This is a genomic window from Bradyrhizobium betae (genome assembly GCF_004123905.1).
Lineage (GTDB): Bacteria > Pseudomonadota > Alphaproteobacteria > Rhizobiales > Xanthobacteraceae > Bradyrhizobium > Bradyrhizobium betae_A.
In genome coordinates, this window is sequence record NZ_MZXW01000005.1 from 40109 (window position 1) to 66422 (window position 26314).

Below are 26314 nucleotides of genomic sequence, written 5' to 3' on the forward strand. Positions count from 1 at the left end.
CCTCGCCCCGTTCTTACGGGGAGAGGGTTGGGGTGAGGGGCTTCTCTCCGCGAATGAGATTATCGTGAGACCTGTACCCCCTCACCCGAATTCGATCTGCGATCGAATTCGACCTCTCCCCGCAAGCGGGGCGAGGTAAGAAAAGCTACACCGGTATCCGCACGCTCGCCCTTAATCCCCCCATCGGGCTGTCGCCGAGGGTGATGTCGCCGCCGTGCGAGCGGGCGATGTCGCGGGCGATGGCGAGCCCCAAGCCCGTGCCGCCTTCGTCCTGGTTGCGGGCGTTGTCCAGTCGCAGGAACGGCTTGAACACCTCTTCGCGCAAATGGGCGGGAATGCCGGGTCCGTCGTCGTCGACCGTCACGGTCAAATAACGGTGATCGCGCTGGCCGGTGATGGCGATGCTTTTGCCGTAGCGGGCGGCGTTGGTGACGAGGTTGGCGAGGCAGCGCTTGAACGAGGCCGGCTTCACCGTGACCACGGGCAGTCCATTGAACGCCACGGTCGCGGTGTGGCCGTGGCGTTCGGCGTCGCTGCGCAGCTCCTCGAGCGCCTGCGACATGTCGGTCGGCTGCGACTGCTCGCCGGAATCGCCGCGGGCAAACGCAAGGTAATCCTCCAGCATCATCGACATCTCGTCGACGTCCTTGCGCATGCCCTCCATTTCGGGACTGTCGCCGATCAGCGCCAGCTCGAGCTTGAAGCGGGTCAGGATGGTGCGCAGATCATGGCTGACGCCGGCGAGCATCGCGGTGCGCTGCTCCATCGTGCGCTCGATGCGCGATTTCATTTCGAGGAAGGCGATCGACGCGCGCCGCACCTCGCGCGCGCCGCGCGGCCTGAAGTTCGGCGCCTCGCGGCCCTTGCCGAAACTTTCCGCGGCGTCCGCAAGGCGCAGGATCGGCTTGATCTGGTTGCGCAGGAACAGCACCGCGACGATCAGCAGGATCGAGGACGTGCCAACCATCCAGAACAGGAAGATCTCCGAATTCGAGGCATAGGCGGCGCTGCGCTGTGCGAACACGCGCATCACGGCGTCGTCGAGCTGGATGCGGATCTCGACCAGGTTGGAGCGGCCGACGGTGTCGATCCAGAACGAGCGGCCGATCTGGCGGCCAAGCTGCACCGACAGCGTCTGGTCGAGCAGCGAGAAGAACGGCTTTGGGCCCGGCGGCGGCATGTCGCCGGCGGGCAGGAAATCGACGACGAGGCCGAGGCGCTGCTGCGCGATGCGGCGGATTTCGTTGCGATCCTTGTCCTGCGGATAGCCCTTGTAGACGTCGATCAGCGCGGCGATGTCCTGCACCACTGCGGCCGACAGCCTGCGCGTCACCGTGTTCCAGTGTCGCTCCATGAACACGAAGGCGACGACCGATTGCAGGATTACCATCGGCACGATCATGATGAGCAGCGCGCGGGCATAGAGGCCGGTCGGCATCCAGCCCTTGAACGCATTGCCCATCCAGCCATTGGCGGCGGAGACGCGGCCGGCCGCGCTCTTCAATAGCGTCAGGCCGGTATCGATCGTGCTCATCTAGCGCGTTTCACTGATTTATGGCGAGGCTACCAGCCGGTAGCCGATGCCGCGCACCGCCTGGAGGAACAGCGGATTGGCCGGGTCGGTCTCGATCTTGCGCCTGAGGCGATTGATCTGCACGTCGACGGCGCGCTCATTGACGCTGCCGTTGCCGGTCAGCGCGCTGCGCGGCACGGTCTCGCCGGGCGTTTCCGACAGAATGCGCAGCATCTCGCGTTCGCGGTCGGTGAGGTGGATGACCTCCTCGCCCTGGCGCAGCTCGCCGCGATCGAGATGGTAGACATAGGGACCGAACGCGATCTTCTCGATCGCCGCGGTTTGCGGCGGCGGCGCGGCGCGCTTGAGGATGTTGTTGATGCGCAGCGCAAGCTCGCGCGGCTCGAACGGTTTTGCCACGTAATCGTCGGCGCCGATCTGCAAGCCCTCGATGCGGGCTTCCGCCTCATGGCGCGCCGTCAGCATCACGATCGGGACCGAGGAAGACGTGCGGATGAAGCGGGCGAGATCGAAGCCGGTCTCGCCGGGCATCATCACGTCGAGGATCAAAAGATCGAAATGCAGGCCGAGCAGCTTCGAGCGCGCATCTCCGGCGCTCGCCGCAGTCGTGACGCGATAGCCTTCGCTGGCAAGGAAACGCGACAACAGATCGCGGATGCGGCGGTCGTCGTCGACGAGCAGCAGATGCGGGGCATCGTCGGCCGGTTCGATCGGTGGGCGGGCGAGCGTGGCAGCGAGCGGCACGGTCACTCCTTTCCGTCTTGATTGACGGTGGTGGCGAAGATCGTCTCGAGCACCTTGTCCGGATCCTCGCGGTCGATCATCCCGCGCAGGAAGCGCTTGACGGTCTCGGCATCCTGCGGCGCCATCTCGGCGAGTGCCTTGGTGATCCGCGTGGTCTGCAGGCCGGCGAGCTTCTGCACCAGCGCCTCGCCCTTCGGCGTGGCAAAGAGCAGGCGCTGGCGGCGGTCATTGTCGCCGGTCTTCTGTACGATGTAGCCCTCGTCCAGGAGCTGCTTGAGCACCCGGCCGAGCGACTGTTTTGTGATGCGCAGGACGTCGAGCAGGTCGGCGACCTTGAGGCCGGGATAGCGATAGACGAAGTGCATAACCCGGTGGTGGGCCCGGCCGAAGCCGAACGCCTCCAGCTCCTGGTCGGGATCGCCGACGAAATCGCGATAGGCGAAGAACAGCAGCTCGATGATATCCCAGCGCAAATTGCCTCCTTCGCCTGCGGCCGGCCTTGGCTCGACAGCGTCTTGAGAGGGAGTCGCGAAATTTATGTCAGGCATATTGACGTATCTTGGGTTCAATGTTACAAAACGATCAACCCGCACGAAATTTTAGATCGTTTCGCGTCGGGTGGCAGTTCCAGGAGCGGCCGGGGTAAGCCGGACAGGCGGCGACGGCCGAAGCAGATCTACCGTGCGATTGTCGAGCGGCATTTCGGCAAAACATACTGGACTTCTGCCTTCCGCAAAAGCATGTCCTCGGCGGACATGCTGGCTACGGAAACCGGCCGTAACAAGGCTGGCGGCGGTCCGGCCAGAAACCACATCAAGCCAGCCGGGCCCAAACAGGGCAGGCGGGCGCCAGAACAGCGCCGCCACCGGGCAGCGGGAGGCCAAGGACATGACCATGAAATTCGACATCCAGCCCGCATCCAATCCAGTCCCTGAGAAGGACCGCGTTGCCAAGCTGGTGGACCCCGGCTTCGGCCGGGTCTTCACCGATCACATGGCGATCGTCCGCTACAACCAGGCCAAGGGCGGCTGGTACGAGGCGAAGATCGAGGCGCGCGCCAACTTCCAGATGGATCCGGCCGGTGCGGTCCTGCACTACGCTCAGGAAATCTTCGAAGGCCTGAAGGCCTACAAGCGTGACGACGGCGGCGTGAACCTGTTCCGCCCCGACGCCAATGCGCGCCGCTTCAAGGACTCCGCCGACCGCATGGCGATGGCGCAGATTCCGGAAGACGTCTTCATCGAGGCGGTCGAGCAGGTCGTGCGCATCGATCGCGCGTGGATGCCGGGCGGCGAGGGCAGCCTTTATCTGCGGCCCTTCATGATCGCGAGCGAGACCTTCCTCGGCGTCAAGCCGTCGTCCGAATACATTTTTGCGGTGATCGCTTCGCCGGTCGGCTCCTATTTCAAGGGCGGTCCCGCCCCGGTGTCGATCTGGGTCTCCGAAAACTACACGCGCGCCGCGATCGGCGGCACCGGCGCCGTCAAGTGCGGCGGCAATTATGCTGCGAGCCTGCGGGCCCAGGCCGAGGCGATCCAGCATGGTTGCGATCAGGTCGTCTTCCTCGATGCGGTCGAGCGCCGCTACATCGAGGAGCTCGGCGGCATGAACGTCTTCTTCGTGTTCGACGACGGCTCCCTGTCGACGCCGCCGCTCGGTACGATTTTGCCCGGCATCACCCGCGACTCCATCATCGCGCTCGCCCGCGATGCCGGAAAGACCGTGCGCGAGGAACCGTACACGCTCGATCAGTGGCGCAAGGATGCAGCCAGCGGCAAGCTCAAGGAAGCGTTTGCCTGCGGCACCGCCGCCGTGATCTCGCCGATCGGCAAGGTGCGTTCGGTGAGCGGCGATTTCGACATCAGCGGCGGCGCCGCCGGTCCCGTCGCCATGGGCCTGCGCAAGCAGCTCGTCGACATCCAATACGGCCGCACCAACGATCCTCACAACTGGATCCGCAAAGTGTTTTGATCTCTTCTCCCTCTCCCCGCTTGCGGGGAGAGGGTTGGGGTGAGGGGGAGTCTCCTCGGGGGCGGTGGCAATTGGACTCGCGGAGAGTCCCCCTCACCCGGAATTCGCGCGTTCCGCGCGCATTCCGGCCTCTCCCCGCAAGCGGGGAGAGGCGAAGAGCGTGCGTCATGAACGTCCCGTCACGATCCCGCGACAAAGCCCGGAGATATTGACGCATCCGGGCATCGCGATCATGGCAACAAAGCTCTCCCCGTCCCTGAAATGGGCCGTTCTCGCCGTCGTCACCGGCGTTTCCGTTTTCGGCATTCTGTCCATCGGCCCCGTGCACGAGGTCTCGGCCGATGACCACTCGCCCGTCGTCGACGTGCGCACCACTGATCCCGAGATGAACACCGCGATCGCGCGCGCCCGCGGCACGCTGCCGACCTTCTGGGCCTCCTACGAGGCGCCGAAACCGTCGGAGAGCGGGCATTCGCTGAAAGTGCGCTTTTCGACCCGCAAGGGCGGCGAGCACATCTGGATTGCCGAGGTGAAGAAGCAGCCCGGCGGAACCTATACCGGCCTGTTCGCCAACGAACCGCGCGATCTGCCCGGCAAACATGCAGGCGACGCGGTCAAGTTCAGCGAGGCCGACATCTCGGACTGGATGTTCATGCGCAACGGCAAGATCGTCGGCGGCGAAACCATCAAGCCGACGTTGAAGTCGCTGCCAAAGGCGGACGCCGATGCCATCCGGGCGCGGATGGAGCATCCGTAAGGGCCAAGCCAGCGGTTGCCGCACCCCGCCCCGACTGGTAAATGCCGCGCATGGCCGAAAAACCCAAAAAACCCCAGAAACTGAAGGCGCGCCTGCCGCGCGGGCTCGAGGATCGCGATCCCTCAGCGATCCGGGCGACGCGCGAGATGGTCGAGAAGATCCGCGCCGTCTACGAGCTCTACGGGTTCGAGCCGGTGGAAACGCCGGCGATGGAATATACCGACGCGCTCGGAAAATTCCTGCCCGACCAGGACCGTCCGAACGAGGGCGTGTTCTCGTTCCAGGACGACGACGAGCAGTGGATCAGCTTGCGCTACGATCTGACCGCGCCGCTCGCACGCTATGTCGGCGAGCGCTACGGCACCGACGGTCTGGTGTTGCCCTATCGCAGCTACCGCGTCGGCTACGTCTTCCGCAACGAGAAGCCCGGCCCCGGCCGCTTCCGCCAGTTCATGCAGTTCGATGCCGACACGGTCGGCTCGGCGACGCCGGCGGCGGACGCCGAGATCTGCATGATGGCGGCGGACACGATGGAAGCGCTCGGCATCGCGCGCGGCCAGTATGTGGTGAAGGTCAACAACCGAAAAGTGCTCGACGGCGTTCTGGAAGCCATTGGCCTCGGCGGTGACGAGAACGCAGGCCGCAGGCTGACCGTGCTGCGCGCGATCGACAAGCTCGACAAGTTTTCCGCCGACGAAGTGCGCAAGCTGCTTGGCCCCGGTCGGTGGGACGGCGGCGAAGAAGGCAAAGGCGACTTCACGAAGGGCGCCAATTTGAGCGCGGCCGAGGCCGACGTTGTTCTCGCCATCACCAAACCGCGCGACGACTGGAAAGAGGCCATTGCCGCCGCGGAAACCTACCTCGCCAAGAGCGAAGTTGGTCAGGCCGGCGTGAGCGAGCTCGAAGAGATTGCCAAGCTGGTCACGGCGTCGGGTTATGGTGCGGACCGCATCAAGATCGATCCGTCCGTCGTGCGCGGCCTCGAATATTACACCGGCCCCGTCTACGAGGTCGAACTCCTGCTCGAGACCAAGGACGAAAAAGGCCGCCCCGTGCGCTTCGGTTCGGTCGGTGGCGGTGGTCGCTACGACGGCCTCGTCTCGCGCTTCCGCGGCGAGCCGGTGCCGGCGACCGGTTTCTCGATTGGCGTCTCGCGCCTCCAAGCCGCGTTGACGCTGCTTGGTAAACTCGACACGCGGCCCGACTTCGGCCCCGTCGTCGTCACCGTGTTCGACCGCGACCGCGTCGCCGACTATCAGAAGATGGTCGCGTCCTTGCGCACCGCCGGCATCCGCGCCGAGCTCTATCTCGGCAATCCCAAGAACATGGGCAACCAGCTCAAATATGCCGACCGCCGCAACTCACCTTGCGTGATCATCCAGGGCTCGGATGAAAAGGCGCGCGGCGAGGTGCAGGTCAAGGATCTGATCGAAGGCGCCAAGGCCGCCGCTGCGATCGCCTCCAACCAGGAATGGCGCGAGACGCGGCCGGCGCAGTTCTCGTGCAGCGAAGCCGACCTCATTTCAAAAGTGCGCGAGGTGCTCGCCCGCCATGACGTGAGCTGGGGCTAGCCATTCGCTGGGATCGTCATGCCCGGGCTTGTCCCGGGCATCCACGTCCTGTTTGATGGCGACCGTCAATGGCCGGTGTCCGGCCGCAAGGGAGAGAACGATGCCTGAGATCACCGTCAGCATGGCCGAAGGCCGCACCGATGAGCAGAAGGCCGGCATGATGCGCGACATCACCCAGGCGCTGGTGAAGAATCTCGGCGTCGATGCCGATGCCGTCGTCATCCAGATCAACGAAGCCCCGCTGCGTCACAAGATGAAGGGCGGCAAGACGTTTGTGGAGCGCGCGGCGGCTGCGAAGAAGTAGGCCGCGCTGTAGCGCCAATCACCACTGTCGTCCCGGACAAGCGTAAGCGCAGATCCGGGACCCATAACCACAGGGAGTGGTTATCTGGCGAAGCGGTAACTCCGAATCCCCGTAGCCACAACTTTCTGTGGCTATGGGTCCCCGATCGGCGCTCCACTCCAGACAACGCTGCGCGTTGTCGGGAGTTGGGCTTGTCCGGGACGACGGCGGAGCTTGAGGCAGGTAGCATGGATGCACGCGACTTCATCAAGGTCGGCATGAGCGCCGAGCGCATGCTGGTGGTCCCGGCGGAGCGCACGGTCGGGCATTTCGTGCCCGGCATGCCGATGGTCTATGCGACGCCGATGATGATCCTGGACATGGAGATGACCTCGGGCGATGCGATCCGCGCCGCGCTTCAGCCGGGCTGGGTCACCGTTGGTACCGAGGTCGATATCCGCCATCTCGCCGCAGCGTTGGTCGGCGCGACGGTGCGGACCACCGCGAAAGTGGTCGCGGTCGAGCGCCGCGTCATCCGCTTCGAGGTCGAGGCATTCGAGGGCATGCGCAGGCTCGGCGAGGGCCGCCACGCGCGCGGGCTTGTGAATGTCGAGATGTTCAATAAGAGGCTAGCCAAGGGCGCGGTGCCGTAGGGTGGGCAAAGGCGCAAAGCGCCGTGCCCACCCTTCCCCCCTTGATGGACACAGATCGTGGGCACGCTCCGCTTTGCCCACCCTTACGGTACCGTCTTACTTCGCCAATTCCTTCGATCGCTGCGTCGCCGCTGCGATCGCGCGGATCATCAGCTCACGCAGGCCCGGCTCGCCCATGAGAACGCCGAGCGCAGCCGCCGTGGTGCCGCCGGGCGAGGTGACGTTCTGGCGTAGCGTGCTGGAGGGAAGGTCCGACTGGTGCAGCAACTCGCCGGAGCCGGCGACCGTCTCGCGCGCAAGCTTGGTCGCGAGCGCCTCGGGCAACCCCGCCTCGACGCCGGCGCGTGCGAGCTCTTCGGCGAGCAGGAACACATAGGCCGGGCCCGAGCCTGATACTGCGGTCACCGCATCCATCAGGCTCTCATCGTCAACCCATTCGACTGAGCCCGTGGCGCGCAGCAGCGCATCGGCCACGGCGCGTTGGCCGGCGCTGACGTTGTTCGCCGCGACCGCAACGGTGATGCCGCGGCCGATCGCCGCCGGTGTGTTCGGCATCGCGCGCACCACGGCGCCGCCGCAGACCTCCTGAAGCGAAGTGATCGTGGTTCCCGCCATGATCGAGACCACCGACGTCTTGTCCGAGACGAACGCCTTCAGCTTCGCGCCGGCGTCGCGGAACATCTGCGGCTTCACCGCGACGACCATCGTCTCGACGGTGCCAGCTGCCTTCACATCGGGATTGAGCGCGACGCCTTTTGCGGCAAGCGCGGTGATCTCGGGCGAGATGAACGGATCGACCACCGCGACGCGGCGCGGATCGAGCCCGCCCGCCAGCCATCCGGTCAGCATCGCGCCGCCCATCTTGCCGGCCCCGGCAAGGAGGATGGTGCCGGTGATGTTTTTGAGAGTGCTGTTCGCCATCGCTGCTGCCACTTGATCGGTGTCGTCTCCGCGAAGGCGGGGACCCATAACCACGAGTGGTTTTAGTGGATGGAGGTGTTGGCAACAAGCATTGCGCGATACCGAGAAATCACGCGGTATGGGCCCCGGATCTGCGCTTCGCTTGTCCGGGACGACAGTGGGGTGGGAGGCGAGCCTTACGCCTCGCCCACCGTGTCGAACATCGCGGCGTTCATGGCGTCCGTCGTGGTCTTGCCGGCCCACACCACGAACTGGAACGCCGGGAAGTAACGTTCGCAGGCGTGGATGGCGCCGGCGAGCATGGCTTCACATTGCGCGGTGGACGCGGTGAGCCCACCCGGCAGCACCAGTGCCTGGCGGTGCATGATCATGCCGGTGCTGGTCCACAGATCGAAATGCCCGACCCACAACTGCTCGTTGACCGCGGCGACGAGCCGCTGCACCTCACCGCGCCGCGCGACCGGAATCTTCATGTCGAACGCGCAGGCCAGATGCAGCGCCTCGATCTCACCCATCCAGGTGAAGGAGATCTGGTAGTCGGTCCATTGTCCCTTGGAGACAATGGTGAGCTCGTCTTCGCCGGAGCGTTCAAACGGCCAGTTGTTGCTGGCCGCGATGTCCTCGACCACCGCGAGCGGATGGCTTTTGGAATCGATAGTGCCTTCGAGCAGGGACATGCCGTCTCGACCTCTTGCCTTTTTGTTGTCTTTGATACGCACGCGGTTGGTCCGGCGCGCGCTCCCTTAATTATTGCTAAGGCGATCCCCAGGCGTCGCTGTTGCGATCCCGAGATCAGCGCGGGCTTGTCGCGGATCAACTGATGTGATTTGCGGAATCTGCGCAACTGGCTGCCGAGTCCGTCCACAAGCCATGACTCGTTCGTCCACAGCTCATCTCGGCCACAATTATTAACGAAAAGAACAAACCGGAATCGGACTCTCGGACCGCGTCCCAATCGTTAATTCCGCCCCGCGAGGGCGGGACCGTCATGGCGGCATGGGACCATGCGGATTTCCCATGCGGAACGCGCTTGCTGTGGCCCCGAACCGGCGTCATATTTCGCCTCAGGCCGTTCATTCCGGACGGCCGATGTTCTCAGGGCGGGGTGAAAGTCCCCACCGGCGGTAAGGGCCGAAAGGCCTAAGCCCGCGAGCGCCTTCCCCAGGTTCTTCCTGAAAAGGATTTGCCGAAGGGAAGGGTCAGCAGATTCGGTGCAACTCCGAAGCCGACGGTTAAAGTCCGGATGAAAGAGAACGGTCGGTGGCAGACGCATCGCAAGATGCGGCTGTTTGTCGTTCCGTGTGCCCTGATTCTGGTCCTTAACTGAGGAAAGCCATGAATCAGATGTTGCAAGATCCCCAGACCGAAACTTCAGACGTCACCCAACCGCCGGTTCCGCAAGGCCCGGCGACTGAGTATCCTCGCTTTGCAAAGCCGCAGCGGGTGGCCTTCGTGCAGGCCTGCTGGCACCGCGACGTGGTTGAGGAGGCCCGTATCGCCTTCATCAAGGAGGCCGAGGCGCGCCACCTCACCCATGTCGACGTGTTCGAGGTGCCGGGCTCGTTCGAGATCCCGCTGCATGCGCAGGTGCTCGCCAAGACGCGGCGCTATACTGCGATCGTCGCGGCCGGCCTCGTCGTCGACGGTGGCATCTATCGCCACGAGTTCGTCGCCGACACCGTGATCAAGGCGCTGATGGACGTGCAGCTGCGCACCGAGGTGCCGGTGTTCTCGGCGGTGCTGACGCCGCAGCAATTCCACGAGACCGAAGTGCACTACGATTTCTTCCGCAGGCACTTTACGATCAAGGGCATCGAGGTCGCGGCAGCCTGTGCGGAGACGTTGCACGGCCTGGAACGCCTGCGCGGCCAGGTCGCGGCGGGGATTGTGTAAGGAGTCGCAAAGACGTTTCGCCCCTCATCCCGAGGCGCTTGCGAAGCAGGCGTTTCGAGGATGAGGGGTCGATCCACGAGAGCTGCGAAGTCATCACCCCAACGACACACCCGCCTTGGCGCGGCTGATCCCCAGCGCCAGGATGCGCTGCAGGAGATCCGGATATTTGAGCCCGGCATGCTGGGCCGCCGTGGCGAATTCCTGGCTCTTGGCGATCTCGGGGTTGGGGTTTGCTTCGATGAAATACGGCGTGCCGTCGGCGGCGAGGCGAAAGTCGATGCGCGCGTAGCCGTCGAGGCCAAGCGCCCGGTAGATGCGTTTCGCGGCGCGCTGAATGCGCGCGGTGACTTCGGGCGCAAGGTCCTTCGCCGGTCCGTCGACGATGCCGACCTTCTCCTGATAGTCGGTGTCGTGCTTGGCCTTTTCGGTGGCGATGTGGCGTGAGCGGCGCCCGCCCATGCTGCCGAATTTCAATTCCCAAACCGGCAGGACGCGCAGGCGGTTGTTGCCGAGCACGCCGACGTAAAGCTCTCGCCCCTCGATGAACTGCTCGGCGATGGCGGCGGTTTCGCTCCGCTCGTGGATAAAGGCGACGCGCTCCGCGAGCTTTTCGTCGGTATCGACGATGGAGGCCTGAGAAATGCCGGCAGATCCATCCATGTTCAGGCTCTTGACGATCAGCGGCAGCGCAAGACGCGTCGGACGATTCACCTTGCGTCGCATTGGGAAAACGGCGAAGGCCGGCACCGCGATCCGGCGATGATGCACCAGTGTCTTGGACAAATCCTTGCCGCGCGCCAGGATCAGGCCGCGCGGATTACAGCCGGTATAAGCGACCTTCATCAGCTCGAGATAGCTCGCGATGTGCTGGTCATAGGCGACGTTGTTGTGGAATTCCTCCAGCAGCGTGAAAACCACATGCGGCTTGAACTCCTCGATCGCCTCGCGCACCGGCTTGATTTCCTCCTGCGCGCCGAGCGGGCGGACGTCGTGGCCGGCCGCGCGCAAGGTGCTCACCACATCGTATTCGGTTTTCCACGCGTTGATTTCCTGCGCGCTGTATCCGTCGCTTGAGTCCGGCGGCAGGAAGTCCGGATGCATGAGGACCAGAATGCGCAAGCGTCTCATAGTGCGATCCATTTGCGCCGGGACGGGCCAAACATGGCGTGCATCGTCTTGGCGGTCACGAGGACGATGAAATCGAGCACGAGCTTCTGTTCGGGGCCGACGGCGCGCAGGTCGAGCTCACGACAGCGGGAGATCATCTCGTCGAGCACGGCGTCGAGCGTGAGCTGGTTCTCGCCGGTCCATCGCGCGACCAACTGCCTGATCTGGGCGCGGTGGCGCCGGATCAGGGCCGCGGCCGGCTTTGACCGGTGATGCCGTGGATCGGCGGAAAACAGCCGGAAGAGGTCGCGGTCGTAAGTCTTCGGTGGCGTGAACGCGTAGAATGCCTGCTTTTTCTTGTAATGGTCTTCAAGCGTCTGGCTGAGCCTGCTCAGTGGATCGATACGCTCTCGCGTCGTGATCAGCGGTCGCTCTCCCGCGATCTCGCTCATGAGCTCGTCGACATATTCGAGTTTCTTCAGTGCGGGCCATCCAGCGTATCGCGTGCGCCAGTTTGAACGCGGCCGCAACCACACCGCAAAGGTCTCGGCGAAGTCTTCGTCAGGGTGGCTCTGTGCGTACCAGAGCCGGAGGTGCTGGACGTAGCGCCGGCTCGCCGGATTGGGCCGGTAGTAGCGCGGGTAATGTTTCGACGACGGCCCGAACAATTGTTGCCAGCGCCGGCGCCGCTGCAACTGAAAGCCGTGCTGGATGGCATGGCCCGCCTCGTGACGAAGGATGGCCATGCATTCGCGCCAGGTTCCGCCCTCGACGTCGAACATCATCCTCTTCTCCAGCTTCATCAGGCGGGGATGGGCGAGATAGAAGGGAATCGCGATGCCGGGCACACCGCCCGGACTGAACCACTCGCTCGAGATCCACGTGTGCGGCCGCAGCCGGATGCCGCGCTCCTCGAGCTCCTCGTGGAGCGTGGCGACGCAATCCTCGAGCCAGGTGCCTTCGACCGTAACCCTCAGGCTGGAGAGGCGCTGCTTGAGCAACTCGTCGTCCGACAGCTTCTCCCAGGCAAATTTCCGGCGGGGCATCAGGCATCCAGAGGGCAGCGATGACTCGGTCTGCGGATGATGTCATGGGCAGCAGCCCGCAACAACCCGTGGAGCAGGGACGTGCTGCGGTGCGTCAGGGCACGAGATCGTCGGGTGGGTTAGCCGAAGGCGTAACCCACCACGGTCTGTCTCTGCGGAAACAAAAGAGGTGGGTTACACCCAGCGGTCCGCGTTTCGCGCGGCCCGCAGGGCTAACCCACCCTACAAGATCGCACTCAGTCGAACAGGCTCGACACCGACTCTTCCGCGGCGGTGCGCGCGATCGCATCCGAGATCAGGCTGGCGATCGGCAGCGTGCGGATGTTCGGCGCCTTGGTCACCGCATCCGTCGGCAGGATCGAGTCGGTGATCACGAGCTCCTTCAGCTTGGAGTTCGTGATGCGGGCGGCCGCGCCGCCGGAGAGCACGCCGTGGGTGATGTAGGCGTAGACGTCCTTGGCGCCCTTCGCGATCAGCGCGTCGGCTGCGTTCACCAGCGTGCCGCCGGAGTCGACGATGTCGTCGATCAGGATGCAGGTGTAGCCGGCGACGTCGCCGATCACGTTCATGACCTCGGACTCGCCGGCACGTTCGCGGCGCTTGTCGACGATGGCGAGCGGGGTGTTGATGCGCTTGGCAAGGCCGCGCGCACGGGCCACGCCGCCGACGTCGGGCGAGATCACCATCGTCTTGGAGAGGTCGAACTTGTCCTTGATGTCGCGCACCATCAGCGGCGCCGCGTAGAGATTGTCGGTCGGGATGTCGAAGAAGCCCTGGATCTGGCCGGCGTGCAGGTCGAGCGTCATGACGCGGTCGACGCCGGCCTGCGTGATCAAATTGGCGACGAGCTTGGCCGAGATCGGTGTGCGCGAACCCGATTTGCGGTCCTGCCGGGCGTAGCCGAAATAGGGCAGCACCGCGGTGATGCGGCGCGCCGAGGAGCGGCGCAGCGCGTCGGTGATGATCAGCAGTTCCATCAGATGGTCGTTGGCCGGGAACGAGGTCGACTGGATGATGAAGGCATCCGAGCCGCGGACGTTCTCCTGGATCTCGACGAAGATCTCCATGTCGGCGAAGCGCCGGACCACCGCCTTGGTCAGCGGCAGATCGAGGCCCTGCGCGATGGCCTGGGCAAGAGCCGGATTGGAGTTGCCGGCGACAAGTTTGATGGAGCCGTTCTTGGCCGACATGGACGCTTCCTCCCGCGCTTTGCTGGATACGACGTTCAACATCAGAAAATACCCACTGGCAGCACGGTTACGACGGGCGAGGAAATATCAGGCCGGAGGCCGCAATGGCAACCCGGGATGCTACGTTTTCCCTGCGAAATCCTGAGTCGGGCCAACGGCTTGGCCGCAAGTTGAGGTCGTGGTTGAGCGGGGGTTATCGCTCGGCGTAGCCGAGCGCGGAGGCCGGCATGTCAGACGCCGGGGCGTCCGGCATGACGCTCGCCACCGCCGGTCCCCGCAGGCCCGGAACAGTGACTGGAGCATCCGGCGTCCCGTTGATCATGTTGGAAAGTCCGCTGAATCCGGCCTGAGCGATCTTCCGCAGCACCAGATCGTCGGCGGCAGACCAGGGATCTCGCCCACCCTTGGCGGCGGTCAGTTCCTCGCCGGAAAGGCGCAGCGCCCGCTGCTGGTTGGCGTCGTAGACGTCCCAGACCCAGGCGATCACGGTCTTGCCGCGCACCACCTGGGCGGAGAGGTAGCTGCGCACGCGGTAGGCGGCCGAGCCCTCGCGGGAGACCACGGACAGGCTGCGCAGCTTCGATTCGCTGTCGAGCACGCCGACCATGCGATCGAACACCTGCGGCGGGGGCCCGTCGATCGACTCGAAGGCGATCGTGGCCCCGGACCCGGCGCTCGGCGCCATCGCATAGGAGTTGGCAACATTACCGCCGCCGGCGCAGCCGCCAAGCGCGGTCGCCGCCGCCAGCAGCATGACCGCCAGCACGCGCGAACCCGCGCGGCCCAGGATGAATGACGCGTCCCTCATTATGGAGGCAGCGATATCGTTAAAATCGATTAAGGTCTAGGGCAGGCAGGACACAGACCTGCGCATATCCGGGGGGAGCCGATGAGGAGAGCCACACTAGGGTTGTATTTCGCTTGTCTCGCTGCGGGACAGGCTTCAGCCGCGGAAAGTGCCGCCGACGTGATCCGGACGTTCGGGCTGATTGGCACCTGGTCAGTCGATTGCAAACGGGATCCATACCAGGCCTGTGAGAACAACCGATGTGGCGCGCGTCTGACGTATATCGCGCCGTCCTCCGGAGCGCCCACGATCAAGAACGTGATCGGAACGTTTTCATCCGGGCAGGTGCGAACATTCATCAGCACGATCTATTCGGCAACACGCGTCGCGGACGATAAGATCAAGATCGTGTCCGTTCAGGATCCTCCACCCAGCACGACGGCCGTGTGGTGGCGCCAGCCAGGCGAAGCGTGGGAGATCGTCCTGCTCAAGGTCGGCGACAAATATCAAACCTTTTCCGCGCGTCGTGACGACGGGAAAAAGGTCGAGGTCGAGGAAGGTTTCGAGGTCCGGCCGCCGCCGCCTCCTCCACCTGCTAGGAGCTATGACGCGTTGCCAACGCAATGGATACGCACCACGCGACAAATGCCGATGTTTGAGAAATGTAGCGACTGACGTTCACGCCTCGAGCGCGATTGCGTGAACGTGGCGGCCGTAATCCGGCTCCTTGCGATGCACCGAGCGGCGATAGCTGAAGAAGCGCTCGTCGGCATAGGTGTCGAGGCCGAGATCGTCGATCATCAGAATGCCGGCGGCTTCCAGCCGCTTGCGGATGAAGCCTGCGAGATCGAACATCGCGTGGCCCTCGCGCACCGACGGGATGAAGAACATGGCGTTCTCCGCATCTGCCTCCATGAAGCGGGCCACGAACTCGTTGCCGACCTCGTAGCTGTCCTGCCGGATCAGGGGGCCGATCGCTGCGATGATGCCGCTGCGCGTGGCGCCGAGCTTTTCCATCGCCAGAATCGTGGACTCCAGCACGCCCGTGAGTGCGCCTTTCCAGCCGGCATGCGCACCGCCAATCACGCCCGCATTGGGATCGACGAACAGCACCGGCCCGCAATCGGCGGCGGAGACCCCGAGCGCAATGCCGGGCGTCTTCGTGACCAGCGCATCGCCCTTCGGCCGCGGTCCGCTCGGCCATGCGCGATCTGCAACGAGCACGTCGGGCGAATGGATCTGGTGCAGGCTGAGAAAGCGCTCTGGTGCCACGCCGACATGCTCGGCCATGCGGCGGCGGTTTTCCGCGACGAGGGCCTGATCGTCATTCGAGCCGAGCCCGCCGTTCAGCGCGGAATAGATGCCGCCGGAGACGCCGCCCTCACGGGTGAAGAAAGAATGGCGCAGGCCGGGTACCGCCGACAGTAGCGACGAAACAAGCGTCATGAGGCATCTCCGGACCGTTCGAGATCGCTCAAGCCTGCAAGGCCCGTCAGCCGCGGTTCGGAGATGCCGAGCACCTTGAACATCGAGCCCATGCCGCTGCGTCCGGTATCGGTCAGGCGCTTGAGCGCGATCGAAATGTCGGTGGCGACCTCAGGCGTCGCCTTCTGCATCAAGGCATTGGCACGGGTGTCGATGCCGACGCGCTTGAGGAAATCGCCCTGCGTCACCGGTCCGTGCACGCGGGCGCCGACATCCTCCGCCGCACGCGCGAGTGCCTGGAAGTCGACATGAGCGGTGACGTCGGCCTGGCCCGGTGCCTTCAGGGGATCGGTGAAGGTGTGGCGCGCGATCGCCTGAAAGGTGTCGCCGGCATCGCTTCGCAGATGGCCGTAATCGATGATGAGCGCGGCGCCGTCCTGGTCGCGCACGCGCGTCGCGAGCTTCATGATCTCGCCGTCCGGCCGCCATTCGAACACGGCCCCGACGGGCGCGGCGCGCACCAAGGGCGGCAGCAGTACGTCGAAGCGCGGCGTCGGCTCGGCGGCCGCGCCGAATTGAAGCTTGCCGTTGGGGTCGATCTCGATCACGCGCTCGTGCCAGCCGTTCTCACGCTTCACCATCTGGTGGATCGGCAGGACGTCGAAATATTCGTTGGCGAGGATGATGCTGGGACCATCAGGCACGTCGTCGATGCTGTCGTGCCAGGCGATGTTGCGCACGCCCGACAGCGTCGCATTCTGCCGCTCGCGCAGGATCGGATTGACCTCGACCAAATGGATCTGAAGCGCCTGGTAGAGCGGCGGCAGCACGCGCAACGCGCGCAGCGCATCGGCCATCATGGTGCCGCGGCCGGGGCCGAGCTCGATCAGCCGCAGGAATTGCGGCGAGCCCATCTGCTTCCACACCGAGGCGGTCCACAGTCCCAGCAGCTCGCCGAACATCTGGCTGACCTCGGGCGAGGTGGTGAAGTCGCCTTCACGCCCCAAGGGATCGCGCGAGATGTAATAGCCATAGCGCGGATGCATCAGGCACAGTTCCATATACCGCCAGACCGGCATGGGGCCTGAGGATTTGATCAGCGCCTTGATCTCGTTGAGTAGCGGCTGTTCGGTCACGGTCCAGTTTCTCGAAAGGAATTAACGAATAGCCCCTGCTGGCTTCGGCGCACCGCGCCTCACTGCCAATACAATAAGTATGAGGCCGACAATAAGCATCGGGATCGACAACAGCATGCCCATGGTTAATCCGCCCCAGAGGAAGCCGAGCTGCGCGTCCGGCTCGCGGAAATGCTCGCCGGCGATCCGGCTCAAACCATAGATCAGAATGAACGCTCCGAGGATCATGCCGGGGCGCTTCAGTGCACCGAAGCGGACCATGATCGCGAGCACGATGAACAGCAGGATGCCCTCCATGCCGGCCTCGTAGAGCTGGCTGGGATGGCGCGGCAACTGCGTGGGGTCCTTGGGGAAGATGATCGCCCAGGGCAATTCCGGATCGGTGGCGCGGCCCCACAATTCGCCATTGACGAAATTGGCAATCCTCCCGAGCAGCAGCCCGACCGGCGCGACTGCGGTGGTGATGTCGCCAAGCGACAGGATCGAGATGCCGTTGCGATAGGCGAACCACATCACCGCGACGACGCAGCCGAGGAAGCCGCCATGGAAGGACATGCCGCCTTCCCACAATTTGAAGATCGCGGCGGGGTACTCGATGAAGAACGGCAGATTGTAGAACAGCACGTAGCCGGTGCGGCCGCCCAGGATAATGCCGAGCGTGACCCACAGGATGAAGTCGTCGATCTGCACCAGCGAGATCGGTGCCGGCCCGCCCCACAGGCGCTCGTTCTTCAGCAGCGAGCGCGCATAGAGCCAGCCGAACACGATGCCGCTGATATAGGCCAGCGCATACCAGCGGATCGCGAACGGACCGATCTCGAGTGCGATCGGCTTGAAGGCGGGAAAGTCGATCAGAAGAAGCTGCATCAGGCTTTCTATGTCTAAACGAGATTGCGGCGATAGAGCGCCAGCAGACGCTCCCAATGCCGCTCGGCGGCGTCGCGGTCATAGACCGGGCGCTTGGGGAAGGCGAAGCCGTGATGCGTGCCGGGATAGATCTCGACCTCGGCTTTCGCGCCGCTCATGCCCTTCTTGACCTTTTCGACGATCTCGGTCGGCGCATAGATGTCGGTCTCGGCGCAGGCGAAATAGAGCTCGGCCTTGGTCTTGGCGGCCGCAAGATGCGGGCTGTCGTCCTGATCGGTTGCGAGCTGCGTGCCGTAGACCGAGGCGGCGGCCTTGACGCGATCAGGGAAATGCGTGGCGGCGTTGACGGCGTAACGGCCGCTCATGCAATAGCCGACGGTGCCGACGATTTTGGTGTTCGCGGCCGACTGGCCTTCGGCATAGGTCAGCAGCGCTCTTGTGTCGTCCATGATCATGGGAATCGTGAGCGAGCCCATCAGCGCGAACATGCGCTTGCGCTCGGGCGCATTCGGATCGGCCGGCAGCGCGCCCAGCTCCATCACGCCGGAGCGGTAATACAGGTTCGGCAGCATCACGTAATAGCCAGAGGTTGCGAGCCGGCGCGCCATGTCGCGCAGCTCTTCGCGGATCGCCGGCGCATCCATGTAGAACAGGACGACCGGAAACGGCCCGCCGCGTTCGGGGTGGGTGATGAACGTTGCGGTGTGGCCGTCCTTGGTCGGGATCGCGATCTGCTGGTCGATCATCTGTTCGATCCTTTCTTGCGCCTTCTGATTCTTGTTATGCAGGGACGGTGAATACGATTGCAAGGAAACCGGGGCATGACAAGGATACCGCCGATCAGCACTTGAACCGTTCGGCGTGGATTGCCATTGTCTTTCCAAGTGTTCGCGCAAAGTTTATCGGAAGCCGCCAAGAGACCGATCAGGAGACCGACATGACCCAGACCAACAACCGGTTTTTCGACGAGATCGGCCGCCTGATGAACGACGCCGCCGGTGCTGCCCAGGGCGTCAAGCGCGAGGTCGATACGGTATTGCGCACCCAGGCCGAAAAATTCCTGCGCGACATGGATCTGGTCAAGCGTGAGGAGTTCGAGGCGGTCAAGGACATGGCGCGCCTCGCCCGCGAGGAGAACGAGGCCCTGAAGGCGCGCATCGCGGCGCTGGAGGCGAAGCTCGGCGGGTAAAGACGGGGAGGGCAGGAACCCTCCTCCGGCAGCCCATTCTCCTTGTCATTTCCGCATCTTCCGGGTAAAAGCCCGCCACGTCCGCGGCCCCCGCACCCCTGGAGGCTTGCTGTGGACGATGCCATGGGCCGCGCTGCGGCCCATTAACTTTTGCAAAAACAAGGACTTAGACTATGGCGACGACCGTCAAGGAATTGAAGGCGACCGCACGTCCGAAGAGCGGCAAGGGGGCCGCCCGGGCTGAGCGTCGCGCCGGGAGAGTGCCCGGAGTGATCTATGGTAACAACCAGCCCCCGCTCCCGATCTCGGTCGACGATCGCGAACTGCGTGCGCGCATTCTCGCCGGCCGGTTCCTGACCACGCTGGTCGACGTCGAGCTCGACGGCAAGAAGCATCGCGTGATTCCGCGCGACTACCATCTCGATCCGGTCAAGGACTTCCCGATCCACGTCGACTTCATGCGGCTCGGCGAAGGCGCCACCATCCGCATCAGCGTTCCCTTGCATGTCGTGAAGGCGGAAGGCTCGCCCGGCGTGAAGCGCGGCGGCGCCGTCAACATCGTCGCGCATTCGATCGAGCTGGAGTGCGGTGTCGAGAACATCCCGCAATATATCGAGGCTGATGTTGGTTCGCTCGAAATCGGTCACTCGCTGCATCTCGCCGACATCAAGCTGCCGGCTGGCGTCAAGGCGCTGACCGCCGAGGACGCGACCCTCGTCACCATCGTGCCGCCCTCCGGCTACGCCGAAGAGCAGAAGGCAGCGGCTGCTGCTGCAGCTCCGGGTGCTGCTGCGGCTCCGGCGGCTGGTGCGGCTCCGGCGGCTGGCGCTGCGGCTCCGGCGGCTGGCGCGAAGGCTCCGGCAGCGGCTGCCAAGGCCCCCGCCGGCGGCGACAAGAAGAAGTAATCTCTCAAAGCTGGCGCGCGGTCTTTGATCGCGCGCCGAGCGAGGGGCGCGCCGCGTCATGCGACTGTTTGTTGGGCTCGGCAATCCCGGCGCGAAATACGCACGTAACCGGCACAATATCGGCTTCTTGGCCGTCGACGAGATCGCGCGGCGTCATGGTTTCGCACCGTGGCGCCGTCGTTTTCAGGGCGAGACCTCGGAAGGCGCGCTCGGCACTGAGCGCGTGATCCTGCTCAAGCCCACGACCTACATGAACGAGTCCGGCCGCAGCGTTCAGGAAGCCGCAGGCTTCTTCAAGATCGCAACGGGCGACGTCACCGTGTTCCATGACGAGCTCGAACTGCCGCCGGGCAAGGTGCGGGTGAAGATCGGCGGTGGCATCGCCGGCCACAACGGCCTGCGCTCGATCTCCGCGCATATCGGCAACGAGTATCGCCGGGTGCGGCTCGGTATCGGTCATCCCGGCGTCAAGGAGCTGGTGCATGGCCACGTGCTGTCGGACTTCGCCAAGGCCGACAACGACTGGGTGGCGACGCTCTGCGACGCCGTTGCCGAGCACGCGGCATTGGTTGCCAAGGGCACGGACGCGACCTTCGCCAACAGGGTGCACCTCGCCATGCAGGCGAAGGGATTTTTGACCAAAGACGACAACGGCAAGGAATAACGCTCGTGGGATTCAAATGCGGGATCGTCGGATTGCCCAATGTCGGCAAGTCGACCTTGTTCAATGCGCTGACCGAGACGGCCGCGGCGCAGGCTGCGAACTATCCGTTCTGCACCATCGAGCCGAATGTCGGCGAGGTCGCGGTGCCCGATCCCAGGCTCGACAAGCTGTCGGCAATTGCGAAGTCGGCGCAGATCATTCCGACCCGGCTGACCTTCGTCGATATCGCCGGCCTCGTGCGCGGCGCCTCCAAGGGTGAAGGCCTCGGCAACCAGTTCCTGGCCAACATCCGCGAGACCGACGCCATCGCGCATGTCGTGCGCTGCTTTGAAGATTCCGACATCACCCATGTCGAGGGCAAGATCGCCCCGCTCGCCGACATCGAGACCATCGAGACCGAGCTGATGCTCGCCGATCTCGACAGCCTCGAGAAGCGCGTCGACAACCTCACCAAAAAGGCCAAGGGCAACGACAAGGACGCCAAGGAGCAGCTCGACCTCGTCAACCGCACGCTGGTGCTGCTGCGCGAGGGCAAGCCCGCGCGCCTGGTCGAGCGCAAGGCTGAGGAGGAGCGCGCGTTCGGCATGCTCGGCCTGTTGTCGTCGAAGCCGGTGCTTTATGTCTGCAACGTCGAGGAAAGCTCGGCCGCCACGGGTAATTCGTTCTCGAAGGCCGTGCAGGACCAGGCCGCCAAGGAAGGCGCCATCGCAGTCGTCATCTCCGCCAAGATCGAATCCGAGATCGCGACGATCTCGCGCGATGAACGCGCTGACTTCCTGGAGACGCTGGGTCTCGAAGAGGCCGGCCTCGATCGCCTGATCCGCGCCGGCTACACGCTGCTCGACCTCATCACCTACTTTACAGTGGGCCCGAAGGAAGCGCGCGCCTGGACCATCTATCGCGGCACCAAGGCGCCGGGCGCGGCCGGTGTGATCCACACCGATTTCGAGAAGGGTTTTATCCGCGCCGAGACGATTGCGTATGAGGACTACGTCGCGCTGGGCGGCGAAGCCGGCGCTCGCGATGCCGGCAAGCTGCGCCTCGAAGGCAAGGAATACGTCGTCGCCGACGGCGACGTGATGCATTTCCGGTTTAATAATTAAGCTGGATCTCGTGCCCCGGACGCGGCGCAGCGCTTCTTTAGCGGTGCGCTGCAGAGCCGGGGCCCAGAATCTTGGTTGCGGACGCATGGGTCCCGGCTCTGCGTCGCGTCATTTCATGCCGCGCCGCGTCCGGGACACGAGCGCCTCACCGCATCCCGCCGCCCTGATCCCTGATCGCACCGAGATGCTCGTTGATACGGAACACGATCAGGATCAGTTCCGCGACGATGCGCGAGAACACGATGCCGACCACGACGCTCGCGATCGACGACAGCAACACCAGGAAACCGCCGAACGGGCTGATCGCCATCGCGGCGAGGCCAGAGAAGATACCGGAGAGGCCGAACAGGCAGATCAGCGCGATCACCAGCCAGTAGAAGGTCTTGATGATCGTCGGCGTGATGAAGCGGTCCCACTGAAACAGGTCGCTGAATGAAAACATTGCTCTCCCCCGGGCAAATCGCGCCGCCGGCTGCGTTAATTTGACGATGAGGCTGGGCCGACTCGCCAAATGTAGCACGAGCCATGCGGGCCGGCGGGTTGAGATTGCCGCAAACTGCGGCCACAATCTGTCATTCCCTCCAAGCTTTCCCAAGATGACCCTGACCTTCGAAGATTTCCCGCCCGGCCGGTTCGGAACATTCGGCCCGCGCCATGTCACCCGCGACGAGATTCTGGCCTTTGCCGTCGAGTTCGATCCGCAGCCGATGCACCTGGACGAGGACGCCGCCAGCAAAAGCATGCTGCGGGGCCTGTCCGGCTCGGGCTGGCACCTTTGCTCGCTGATGATGCGGATGATGGCCGACGGTTTTATCACCCGCGCCGCGTCGCTGGGATCTCCCGGGGTCGACGAGGTGCGTTGGCTGTCGCCGCTCAGGCCGGGTGACGATTTGACACTCGATGTCGACGTGCTGGAAGCCCGTACCTCGAAGAGCCGCCCCGAGCTCGGCATCGTCAAGTTCAAATGCACCGTGCGCAACGCGGCGGGGCAGGCGCTTTGCGAGATGACCTCGCCGATCCTGATCAAGCGGCGCGAAGGAGCGGCCTGATGCGGTTCTTCGACGACATCGAGATCGGCCAGCGCCGCGAGATCGGCACCTACAATTTCACGGCGGAAGCGATCAAGACATTTGCCGCAAAGTTCGATCCGCAGCGCTTTCACCTCGACGAGGAGGAAGGCAAGAATTCGCTGTTCGGCGGGTTAGCTGCTTCGGGCTGGCATGTCGGCTCGGCCTGCATGAGCCTGCTTGTCGCGGATGGCCAACGTCTGGCGCGTGAGGCCGCAGCGCGCGGCGAGGAGGTCGCGATATGGGGCCCGTCGCCGGGCTTTCGCGATCTGCGCTGGATCAGGCCGGTGCTCGCCGGCGACACCGTTGCTTACGTCAATGTCGTCATCGACAAGCGCACCTCGGCCTCGCGTCCCGGCTGGGGCATTCTGACGGCCCGCACCACCGGCACCAACCAGCGCGGCGAAGAGGTCTACTCCATCACCGCATCAGCCTTCGTGCCGACACGCGCGAAGGGTTAAATTCGTTCCAGGATGAACGGTCCAAATGAGTGCGCGAGTGTTGCCCGCGCGCTATGGACGCGATTCCGGGCGGCTGCCATAAGCCTGCGCAACATGGTGACCCGCGAAGCAGTTGGCGGAACCATCGAGTTGCTAACCAATTATGAACCTGTCGCTGTCTATTTGAACGAACTGGGCAGAGGACAGGGGACGAGGACCATGGCAGATCGCGGCGCACTCAAGCTGGTCGGATTTATCTTTGCTACCGCGACGCTGGCCGTGATGCTGGTCGCCGGCATGGTGGTGAAGGGCTATGCCGACGGCGCCTACACCCTGGAAGCCTCGACCGTGGAAGCAGCTCGGTAAGATTTCGTTAACTCTTCGGGGCCGGTATCCGGTCCCGCTTAGCGGCTATAGACGAACGCCAGCACCGCGATCGCAACCGCCAGCAATCCCACAAAGCGCAGCATGATCGTGCCGAACTGGTTCGGCGCGGGCCGCATCGGTATCGGGTCCGTGGTGTCGGGCCGAATGCTTTCCATGAAAAATGTCCCCAGGCCCGGCCGTCGGTGGCACGGGCGCTTGGCATTGGTCGCCGGGGAGGGGCGGGGGGTTCAAAGAACACTCTCGTGTCCCGGACGCGCTGCAGCGCTCTTGCGCTGCTGCGCAGAGCCGGGACCCATCGTGAGGCGACCTCAACTGAGAGATAGGCCCCGGCTCTGCGGCGCGTCACTGCGTGCCGCACCGCGTCCGGGGCACGAGACCTTCTCCACGAATCAAAACCGCCGCGCCCCTTGCGGAACGCGGCGGCCGGTGATGCTTGGCGTCGGTGCTTAGCTATTCCGCAGGCCGTCGGCGGCGCGCTTCCACTGCGAGACGTTGTCGGCGATCATGCGGGTCGACTTCATCGCGGCCTGGCTGAGCTGGGCGTAGCCGGAGATCTCGCGCTGGACGCGCTGGCCTTCGGCATGAAGCAGGTCGCGCAGGCTCTCGAGCTCGGAGATCAAATTCTCGATCTCGGCGAGCGAGGTGCCGGCGACGCGCTGGATCAGCGAGTTGACGTTGTTGACGGTGGCCTCCGCGCTCGGATCGAGCGGCGGCGCGTCGGCGGTCGCGGCCGGGCGGCGCAGATAGGCGATATCGTTGCGGACGAAGTCGCGGATACCGGCTTCGACTTCCGTCACGGCGGCGAGGTTGGTGTCGACCGTCTCGGTCTCGGTGGTTTCGGTCTTTTCCGGACGCATGGCGTTCATCGTTATTCCCCTGTTCGCGTTGAGCGCAGCGCGAGTGTCCCCCGCACGACGAATTCGGCCATCCGACTAGGGCGTCGGATTTTGACCGCAACTTGGCCGAGATACGGCAAGGGCGGACGATTCGGGGGCTTTGCCGTGGCGTATGGTTAGGAGAGTCTAAACGTCTGCCGTGGCAAGGCGAGCGCGGCTGCGCCGCTCCCTCGCCCCGCTTGCGGGGAGAGAGAAGGAACTACCAGCTCTTCTTGAAGCCCGCCGTCACGCTCTTGTTGATCGCGCCCTGCGAGGTCTCACCGACCGAGCCGGAGACGGTGACGTTGTCGAACAGCTTCTGCTCGGCGCCGACCTTGCGCAGCCATTTGTCGTCGGTGGTCGAGAGCGACTGGCCGGCGCTGATGCTGGTGCCGGTGTCGGTGATGGTGACCTTGGCGGTCTGGTCGGTCTCGTAATTGCGCGTGATGTGGCCACCGACGCCGGGGACGGCGGTGGTGCCCTGCTGGTTGACGCTATAGCCGTTCTGGAGCGTCAGCGACGTGTCGCCCGTCAGCGGCATCGACTTGGTCAGCGACGCCCCGAGCTTGCTCTGTTCAGAGCCGGGATCGACGCGGGCTTCGACCGCGGTCTTGTCCCAGATCACGCCTGCGCCCGGCGCGGTCGCCGCCGCCCAGGCGCTGCCGGAGGATTGCGGCAGGTTGCCGCCATTGGCGGCTTTCTGCGCCAGCAGCTCGGACATCGTCCGCGGCTCGCTCGTCACCGTCATGTCGGCGCCGATCCGCGTATCCCAGAACTCGAAGACCGACTGTTTCACGGTCACGGCCGAGGAGCCGTTAGTGTTGGTATTCGACGACCAGTTCATCCCGTTATTGGCCGCGGCCTGGGCGCGCTTCTTGGCGGCGATGATGTCGTTGAGCGTGCCGGCGTCGATGGCAAGCTGGCCCCAGTCGAGCTTGTCGACGTCGATGCCCTTCATGATGTCGGGATCGTTGACGCTGGGGGCCTCTGCCGTCTCGGCCTCGTCGTCGTCGGGCGCTGCCGCCGTGGAGGGGGCGGGGGAGAAGGGCGGAATGATCTGCGCCGGGGCCGTCAGAACCGAACCCAAAATGAACGCGGCCGCCAGCGGCAGCCTGGTCCAGCCAAAACCTGTCGTGAATTCCATTGCCTTGCCCGCGAGCCCAGTTCGCGCAGAGGATGCGGAACTATCGTTGCGAAATTGTGGCGCCCAGAATGACGAACCAACGGGCCGCGCGCAAGGCGCGCGCCCGATGACGAGCATCTCCACGACGGCATCCGGCGGGGCTGGAGGCCAGAACGCGTCATGGGAGCATCAATCGATCGGTCCCGCATTGCGGAGCCCGTTGGTGTCCCCCTCAGCCGACGCCGGTCATCTTTGGCAGATGAATGGCGCGGCCGAGTGCCTGCTCGACCAGGTCGAACGTGTCGATCAGAACCCGCATGCTGGTGAGCTTACCCGCCCGGAACTGGGCGAACTGCGCGACCCGCAAGGAAATCGGCTTGTTGGAATCCAGCGCCGTGAGCGAATAGCGCAGCATCGAGGCGGCGGAATCGACGCCCAGCATGATGCTCTCGCGGTCGAAACGGCGGACCTGGAAATTGTCGGCGAGCTGGCGGATGACGTCGAGCACGGCGTCCTTGCCCTGGCGCGCGCCGAGGAACGGAAACATGTCGATCGGGCCGTAGAGCGCCCACTCGACGTCCTCGTCGATCAGGGCCTCGATATCCTCGAAATGCCGGTCGTTGATCGCGCGGTGCAATGCGCGCGAGAAACGCCAGAGGCTGTGCTCTGTCATTTG

32 protein-coding genes and 1 riboswitch are annotated in these 26314 nt (G+C 64.4%); of the genes, 14 read left to right on the forward strand and 18 right to left on the reverse strand.

The genetic code is table 11. The features are described 5' to 3' along the window. Positions 1-145 precede the first annotated feature (145 nt). The 3 genes from B5V03_RS02605 to B5V03_RS02615 are packed head-to-tail and all read right to left on the reverse strand — an operon-like array spanning position 146 to position 2826. Positions 146-1534: an ATP-binding protein gene (locus B5V03_RS02605; RefSeq protein ID WP_129267726.1), complete on the reverse strand. Its 1389-nt coding sequence runs from the start codon at positions 1532-1534 to the stop codon at positions 146-148. Between the two features lie 18 nt (positions 1535-1552). Then, positions 1553-2284: a response regulator gene (locus tag B5V03_RS02610; RefSeq protein WP_129267727.1), complete on the reverse strand. Its 732-nt coding sequence runs from the start codon at positions 2282-2284 to the stop codon at positions 1553-1555. Next, the gene (locus B5V03_RS02615) at positions 2281-2826 is read right to left on the reverse strand and encodes a MarR family winged helix-turn-helix transcriptional regulator (RefSeq protein ID WP_206736113.1); all 546 of its coding nucleotides are present in this window, start codon (positions 2824-2826) and stop codon (positions 2281-2283) included. The genes B5V03_RS02610 and B5V03_RS02615 overlap by 4 nt, the downstream gene beginning before the upstream one ends. Positions 2827-3166: 340 nt before the next feature. Between B5V03_RS02615 and B5V03_RS02620 the strand changes: the two genes are divergently transcribed. The 5 genes from B5V03_RS02620 (at position 3167) to B5V03_RS02645 (ending at position 7513) form a co-directional block, all read left to right on the forward strand. After that, complete coding sequence (locus B5V03_RS02620; protein WP_129267729.1) at positions 3167-4249, forward strand: branched-chain amino acid aminotransferase; 1083 nt, start codon at positions 3167-3169, stop codon at positions 4247-4249. A gap of 232 nt (positions 4250-4481) precedes the next feature. After that, a complete protein-coding gene (locus tag B5V03_RS02630) occupies positions 4482-5006 on the forward strand; it encodes a YegJ family protein (RefSeq protein ID WP_129267731.1) in 525 nt (174 codons plus the stop codon). Positions 5007-5056: 50 nt separating this feature from the next. Then, positions 5057-6577 (forward strand): histidine--tRNA ligase, encoded by a 1521-nt coding sequence (gene hisS / locus B5V03_RS02635; RefSeq protein ID WP_129267732.1) that lies wholly within the window; start codon positions 5057-5059, stop codon positions 6575-6577. 55 nt (positions 6578-6632) lie between these two features. Next, complete coding sequence (locus tag B5V03_RS02640; protein ID WP_283811523.1) at positions 6633-6881, forward strand: tautomerase family protein; 249 nt, start codon at positions 6633-6635, stop codon at positions 6879-6881. A gap of 227 nt (positions 6882-7108) precedes the next feature. Beyond that, positions 7109-7513 (forward strand): thioesterase family protein, encoded by a 405-nt coding sequence (locus tag B5V03_RS02645; protein ID WP_129267873.1) that lies wholly within the window; start codon positions 7109-7111, stop codon positions 7511-7513. Between the two features lie 96 nt (positions 7514-7609). Here B5V03_RS02645 and proC read toward each other — a convergent pair whose 3' ends face one another. Together proC and B5V03_RS02655 are read right to left on the reverse strand one after the other, a co-directional pair. Next, on the reverse strand, positions 7610-8434 hold the full coding sequence (gene proC / locus B5V03_RS02650) for a pyrroline-5-carboxylate reductase (RefSeq protein ID WP_164987741.1): 825 nt from the start codon (positions 8432-8434) through the stop codon (positions 7610-7612). Between the two features lie 176 nt (positions 8435-8610). After that, entirely contained in the window at positions 8611-9111 is a 501-nt protein-coding gene (locus tag B5V03_RS02655; protein ID WP_129267734.1) for a YbjN domain-containing protein, read from the reverse strand. A 410-nt stretch (positions 9112-9521) separates the two neighbouring features. After that, positions 9522-9693, forward strand: a riboswitch (FMN riboswitch). Positions 9694-9769: 76 nt separating this feature from the next. On the opposite strand from B5V03_RS02655, the gene B5V03_RS02660 reads away from it, so the two are divergent. After that, complete coding sequence (locus B5V03_RS02660; protein ID WP_129267735.1) at positions 9770-10327, forward strand: 6,7-dimethyl-8-ribityllumazine synthase; 558 nt, start codon at positions 9770-9772, stop codon at positions 10325-10327. A gap of 93 nt (positions 10328-10420) precedes the next feature. Here the strand turns inward: B5V03_RS02660 and B5V03_RS02665 are convergent, their stop codons facing one another. From B5V03_RS02665 to B5V03_RS02680, 4 genes are all read right to left on the reverse strand, one after another. Next, positions 10421-11455 carry a D-alanine--D-alanine ligase family protein gene (locus B5V03_RS02665; protein WP_164987742.1) on the reverse strand — a complete coding sequence of 345 codons (1035 nt, stop codon included), beginning with the start codon at positions 11453-11455 and terminating at the stop codon, positions 10421-10423. Further along, complete coding sequence (locus tag B5V03_RS02670; protein ID WP_129267737.1) at positions 11452-12480, reverse strand: putative zinc-binding metallopeptidase; 1029 nt, start codon at positions 12478-12480, stop codon at positions 11452-11454. Before B5V03_RS02670 ends, B5V03_RS02665 begins: the two co-directional genes overlap by 4 nt. Before the next feature lie 236 nt (positions 12481-12716). Beyond that, positions 12717-13670: a ribose-phosphate pyrophosphokinase gene (locus B5V03_RS02675; protein WP_008144848.1), complete on the reverse strand. Its 954-nt coding sequence runs from the start codon at positions 13668-13670 to the stop codon at positions 12717-12719. A 193-nt stretch (positions 13671-13863) separates the two neighbouring features. After that, on the reverse strand, positions 13864-14478 hold the full coding sequence (locus tag B5V03_RS02680; protein WP_129267738.1) for a hypothetical protein: 615 nt from the start codon (positions 14476-14478) through the stop codon (positions 13864-13866). A 159-nt stretch (positions 14479-14637) separates the two neighbouring features. Between B5V03_RS02680 and B5V03_RS02685 the strand changes: the two genes are divergently transcribed. Next, positions 14638-15132: a hypothetical protein gene (locus tag B5V03_RS02685; RefSeq protein ID WP_129267739.1), complete on the forward strand. Its 495-nt coding sequence runs from the start codon at positions 14638-14640 to the stop codon at positions 15130-15132. 3 nt (positions 15133-15135) lie between these two features. Here the strand turns inward: B5V03_RS02685 and pgeF are convergent, their stop codons facing one another. Genes pgeF through B5V03_RS02705 form a run of 4 tightly spaced genes read right to left on the reverse strand, consistent with a single transcriptional unit; the run spans position 15136 to position 18631 of the window. Continuing rightward, positions 15136-15903 (reverse strand): peptidoglycan editing factor PgeF, encoded by a 768-nt coding sequence (gene pgeF, locus B5V03_RS02690; RefSeq protein WP_129267740.1) that lies wholly within the window; start codon positions 15901-15903, stop codon positions 15136-15138. After that, positions 15900-17018, reverse strand: coding sequence for a class I SAM-dependent methyltransferase (locus B5V03_RS02695; protein WP_129267741.1), 1119 nt, complete (start codon positions 17016-17018; stop codon positions 15900-15902). Before B5V03_RS02695 ends, pgeF begins: the two co-directional genes overlap by 4 nt. A gap of 21 nt (positions 17019-17039) precedes the next feature. Then, positions 17040-17885: a prolipoprotein diacylglyceryl transferase gene (gene lgt, locus B5V03_RS02700; RefSeq protein WP_164987743.1), complete on the reverse strand. Its 846-nt coding sequence runs from the start codon at positions 17883-17885 to the stop codon at positions 17040-17042. A 14-nt stretch (positions 17886-17899) separates the two neighbouring features. After that, positions 17900-18631 carry a dienelactone hydrolase family protein gene (locus tag B5V03_RS02705; protein WP_129267742.1) on the reverse strand — a complete coding sequence of 244 codons (732 nt, stop codon included), beginning with the start codon at positions 18629-18631 and terminating at the stop codon, positions 17900-17902. Positions 18632-18822: 191 nt separating this feature from the next. On the opposite strand from B5V03_RS02705, the gene B5V03_RS02710 reads away from it, so the two are divergent. From B5V03_RS02710 to ychF, 4 genes are all read left to right on the forward strand, one after another. Next, on the forward strand, positions 18823-19074 hold the full coding sequence (locus tag B5V03_RS02710; protein WP_129267743.1) for an accessory factor UbiK family protein: 252 nt from the start codon (positions 18823-18825) through the stop codon (positions 19072-19074). 173 nt (positions 19075-19247) lie between these two features. Next, positions 19248-19979, forward strand: coding sequence for a 50S ribosomal protein L25/general stress protein Ctc (locus B5V03_RS02715; RefSeq protein WP_129267744.1), 732 nt, complete (start codon positions 19248-19250; stop codon positions 19977-19979). A 58-nt stretch (positions 19980-20037) separates the two neighbouring features. After that, positions 20038-20643 (forward strand): aminoacyl-tRNA hydrolase, encoded by a 606-nt coding sequence (gene pth / locus B5V03_RS02720; RefSeq protein WP_129267745.1) that lies wholly within the window; start codon positions 20038-20040, stop codon positions 20641-20643. Positions 20644-20648: 5 nt separating this feature from the next. Then, entirely contained in the window at positions 20649-21746 is a 1098-nt protein-coding gene (gene ychF / locus B5V03_RS02725) for a redox-regulated ATPase YchF (RefSeq protein WP_129267746.1), read from the forward strand. A 145-nt stretch (positions 21747-21891) separates the two neighbouring features. On the opposite strand, the gene B5V03_RS02730 is transcribed toward ychF, so the two are convergent. Beyond that, a complete protein-coding gene (locus B5V03_RS02730; protein WP_018648333.1) occupies positions 21892-22188 on the reverse strand; it encodes a DUF4282 domain-containing protein in 297 nt (98 codons plus the stop codon). 154 nt (positions 22189-22342) lie between these two features. Here B5V03_RS02730 and B5V03_RS02735 point away from each other — a divergent pair, with 154 nt between their 5' ends. The 3 genes from B5V03_RS02735 (at position 22343) to B5V03_RS41280 (ending at position 23619) form a co-directional block, all read left to right on the forward strand. Continuing rightward, the gene (locus tag B5V03_RS02735; RefSeq protein ID WP_129267747.1) at positions 22343-22795 is read left to right on the forward strand and encodes a MaoC family dehydratase; all 453 of its coding nucleotides are present in this window, start codon (positions 22343-22345) and stop codon (positions 22793-22795) included. Next, positions 22795-23274, forward strand: coding sequence for a MaoC family dehydratase (locus B5V03_RS02740; protein ID WP_129267748.1), 480 nt, complete (start codon positions 22795-22797; stop codon positions 23272-23274). Before B5V03_RS02735 ends, B5V03_RS02740 begins: the two co-directional genes overlap by 1 nt. Before the next feature lie 198 nt (positions 23275-23472). Beyond that, positions 23473-23619: a hypothetical protein gene (locus tag B5V03_RS41280; RefSeq protein WP_007596790.1), complete on the forward strand. Its 147-nt coding sequence runs from the start codon at positions 23473-23475 to the stop codon at positions 23617-23619. Between the two features lie 38 nt (positions 23620-23657). Here the strand turns inward: B5V03_RS41280 and B5V03_RS41285 are convergent, their stop codons facing one another. From B5V03_RS41285 to B5V03_RS02760, 4 genes are all read right to left on the reverse strand, one after another. Next, the gene (locus B5V03_RS41285) at positions 23658-23795 is read right to left on the reverse strand and encodes a hypothetical protein (RefSeq protein ID WP_164987744.1); all 138 of its coding nucleotides are present in this window, start codon (positions 23793-23795) and stop codon (positions 23658-23660) included. A 291-nt stretch (positions 23796-24086) separates the two neighbouring features. Further along, positions 24087-24506 (reverse strand): hypothetical protein, encoded by a 420-nt coding sequence (locus tag B5V03_RS02750; protein ID WP_129267749.1) that lies wholly within the window; start codon positions 24504-24506, stop codon positions 24087-24089. A 229-nt stretch (positions 24507-24735) separates the two neighbouring features. After that, a complete protein-coding gene (locus B5V03_RS02755) occupies positions 24736-25659 on the reverse strand; it encodes a hypothetical protein (protein ID WP_129267750.1) in 924 nt (307 codons plus the stop codon). A 211-nt stretch (positions 25660-25870) separates the two neighbouring features. Beyond that, positions 25871-26311, reverse strand: a complete 441-nt coding sequence (locus B5V03_RS02760; RefSeq protein WP_129267751.1) for a nuclear transport factor 2 family protein — start codon at positions 26309-26311, stop codon at positions 25871-25873. Positions 26312-26314: the final 3 nt, after the last annotated feature.

Bases quoted from the DNA above. Each gene is read 5' to 3' on its own strand.
- pgeF (WP_129267740.1), bottom strand. From the start codon at position 15,903: ATGACGCTTGTTTCGTCGCTACTGTCGGCGGTACCCGGCCTGCGCCAT.
- B5V03_RS02705 (WP_129267742.1), bottom strand. From the start codon at position 18,631: ATGATCGACCAGCAGATCGCGATCCCGACCAAGGACGGCCACACCGCA.
- B5V03_RS02605 (WP_129267726.1), bottom strand. From the start codon at position 1,534: ATGAGCACGATCGATACCGGCCTGACGCTATTGAAGAGCGCGGCCGGC.
- hisS (WP_129267732.1), top strand. From the start codon at position 5,057: ATGGCCGAAAAACCCAAAAAACCCCAGAAACTGAAGGCGCGCCTGCCG.
- B5V03_RS02645 (WP_129267873.1), top strand. From the start codon at position 7,109: ATGGATGCACGCGACTTCATCAAGGTCGGCATGAGCGCCGAGCGCATG.
- B5V03_RS02665 (WP_164987742.1), bottom strand. From the start codon at position 11,455: ATGAGACGCTTGCGCATTCTGGTCCTCATGCATCCGGACTTCCTGCCG.
- B5V03_RS02675 (WP_008144848.1), bottom strand. From the start codon at position 13,670: ATGTCGGCCAAGAACGGCTCCATCAAACTTGTCGCCGGCAACTCCAAT.
- B5V03_RS02710 (WP_129267743.1), top strand. From the start codon at position 18,823: ATGACCCAGACCAACAACCGGTTTTTCGACGAGATCGGCCGCCTGATG.
- B5V03_RS02755 (WP_129267750.1), bottom strand. From the start codon at position 25,659: ATGGAATTCACGACAGGTTTTGGCTGGACCAGGCTGCCGCTGGCGGCC.
- B5V03_RS41285 (WP_164987744.1), bottom strand. From the start codon at position 23,795: ATGGAAAGCATTCGGCCCGACACCACGGACCCGATACCGATGCGGCCC.
- B5V03_RS02655 (WP_129267734.1), bottom strand. From the start codon at position 9,111: ATGTCCCTGCTCGAAGGCACTATCGATTCCAAAAGCCATCCGCTCGCG.
- B5V03_RS02715 (WP_129267744.1), top strand. From the start codon at position 19,248: ATGGCGACGACCGTCAAGGAATTGAAGGCGACCGCACGTCCGAAGAGC.
- B5V03_RS02615 (WP_206736113.1), bottom strand. From the start codon at position 2,826: ATGCCTGACATAAATTTCGCGACTCCCTCTCAAGACGCTGTCGAGCCA.
- pth (WP_129267745.1), top strand. From the start codon at position 20,038: ATGCGACTGTTTGTTGGGCTCGGCAATCCCGGCGCGAAATACGCACGT.
- B5V03_RS41280 (WP_007596790.1), top strand. From the start codon at position 23,473: ATGGCAGATCGCGGCGCACTCAAGCTGGTCGGATTTATCTTTGCTACC.
- B5V03_RS02660 (WP_129267735.1), top strand. From the start codon at position 9,770: ATGAATCAGATGTTGCAAGATCCCCAGACCGAAACTTCAGACGTCACC.
- B5V03_RS02730 (WP_018648333.1), bottom strand. From the start codon at position 22,188: ATGTTTTCATTCAGCGACCTGTTTCAGTGGGACCGCTTCATCACGCCG.
- B5V03_RS02740 (WP_129267748.1), top strand. From the start codon at position 22,795: ATGCGGTTCTTCGACGACATCGAGATCGGCCAGCGCCGCGAGATCGGC.
- lgt (WP_164987743.1), bottom strand. From the start codon at position 17,885: ATGCAGCTTCTTCTGATCGACTTTCCCGCCTTCAAGCCGATCGCACTC.
- B5V03_RS02680 (WP_129267738.1), bottom strand. From the start codon at position 14,478: ATGAGGGACGCGTCATTCATCCTGGGCCGCGCGGGTTCGCGCGTGCTG.
- B5V03_RS02760 (WP_129267751.1), bottom strand. From the start codon at position 26,311: ATGACAGAGCACAGCCTCTGGCGTTTCTCGCGCGCATTGCACCGCGCG.
- B5V03_RS02620 (WP_129267729.1), top strand. From the start codon at position 3,167: ATGACCATGAAATTCGACATCCAGCCCGCATCCAATCCAGTCCCTGAG.
- B5V03_RS02630 (WP_129267731.1), top strand. From the start codon at position 4,482: ATGGCAACAAAGCTCTCCCCGTCCCTGAAATGGGCCGTTCTCGCCGTC.
- B5V03_RS02735 (WP_129267747.1), top strand. From the start codon at position 22,343: ATGACCCTGACCTTCGAAGATTTCCCGCCCGGCCGGTTCGGAACATTC.
- B5V03_RS02670 (WP_129267737.1), bottom strand. From the start codon at position 12,480: ATGCCCCGCCGGAAATTTGCCTGGGAGAAGCTGTCGGACGACGAGTTG.
- proC (WP_164987741.1), bottom strand. From the start codon at position 8,434: ATGGCGAACAGCACTCTCAAAAACATCACCGGCACCATCCTCCTTGCC.
- B5V03_RS02640 (WP_283811523.1), top strand. From the start codon at position 6,633: ATGGCGACCGTCAATGGCCGGTGTCCGGCCGCAAGGGAGAGAACGATG.
- B5V03_RS02750 (WP_129267749.1), bottom strand. From the start codon at position 24,506: ATGAACGCCATGCGTCCGGAAAAGACCGAAACCACCGAGACCGAGACG.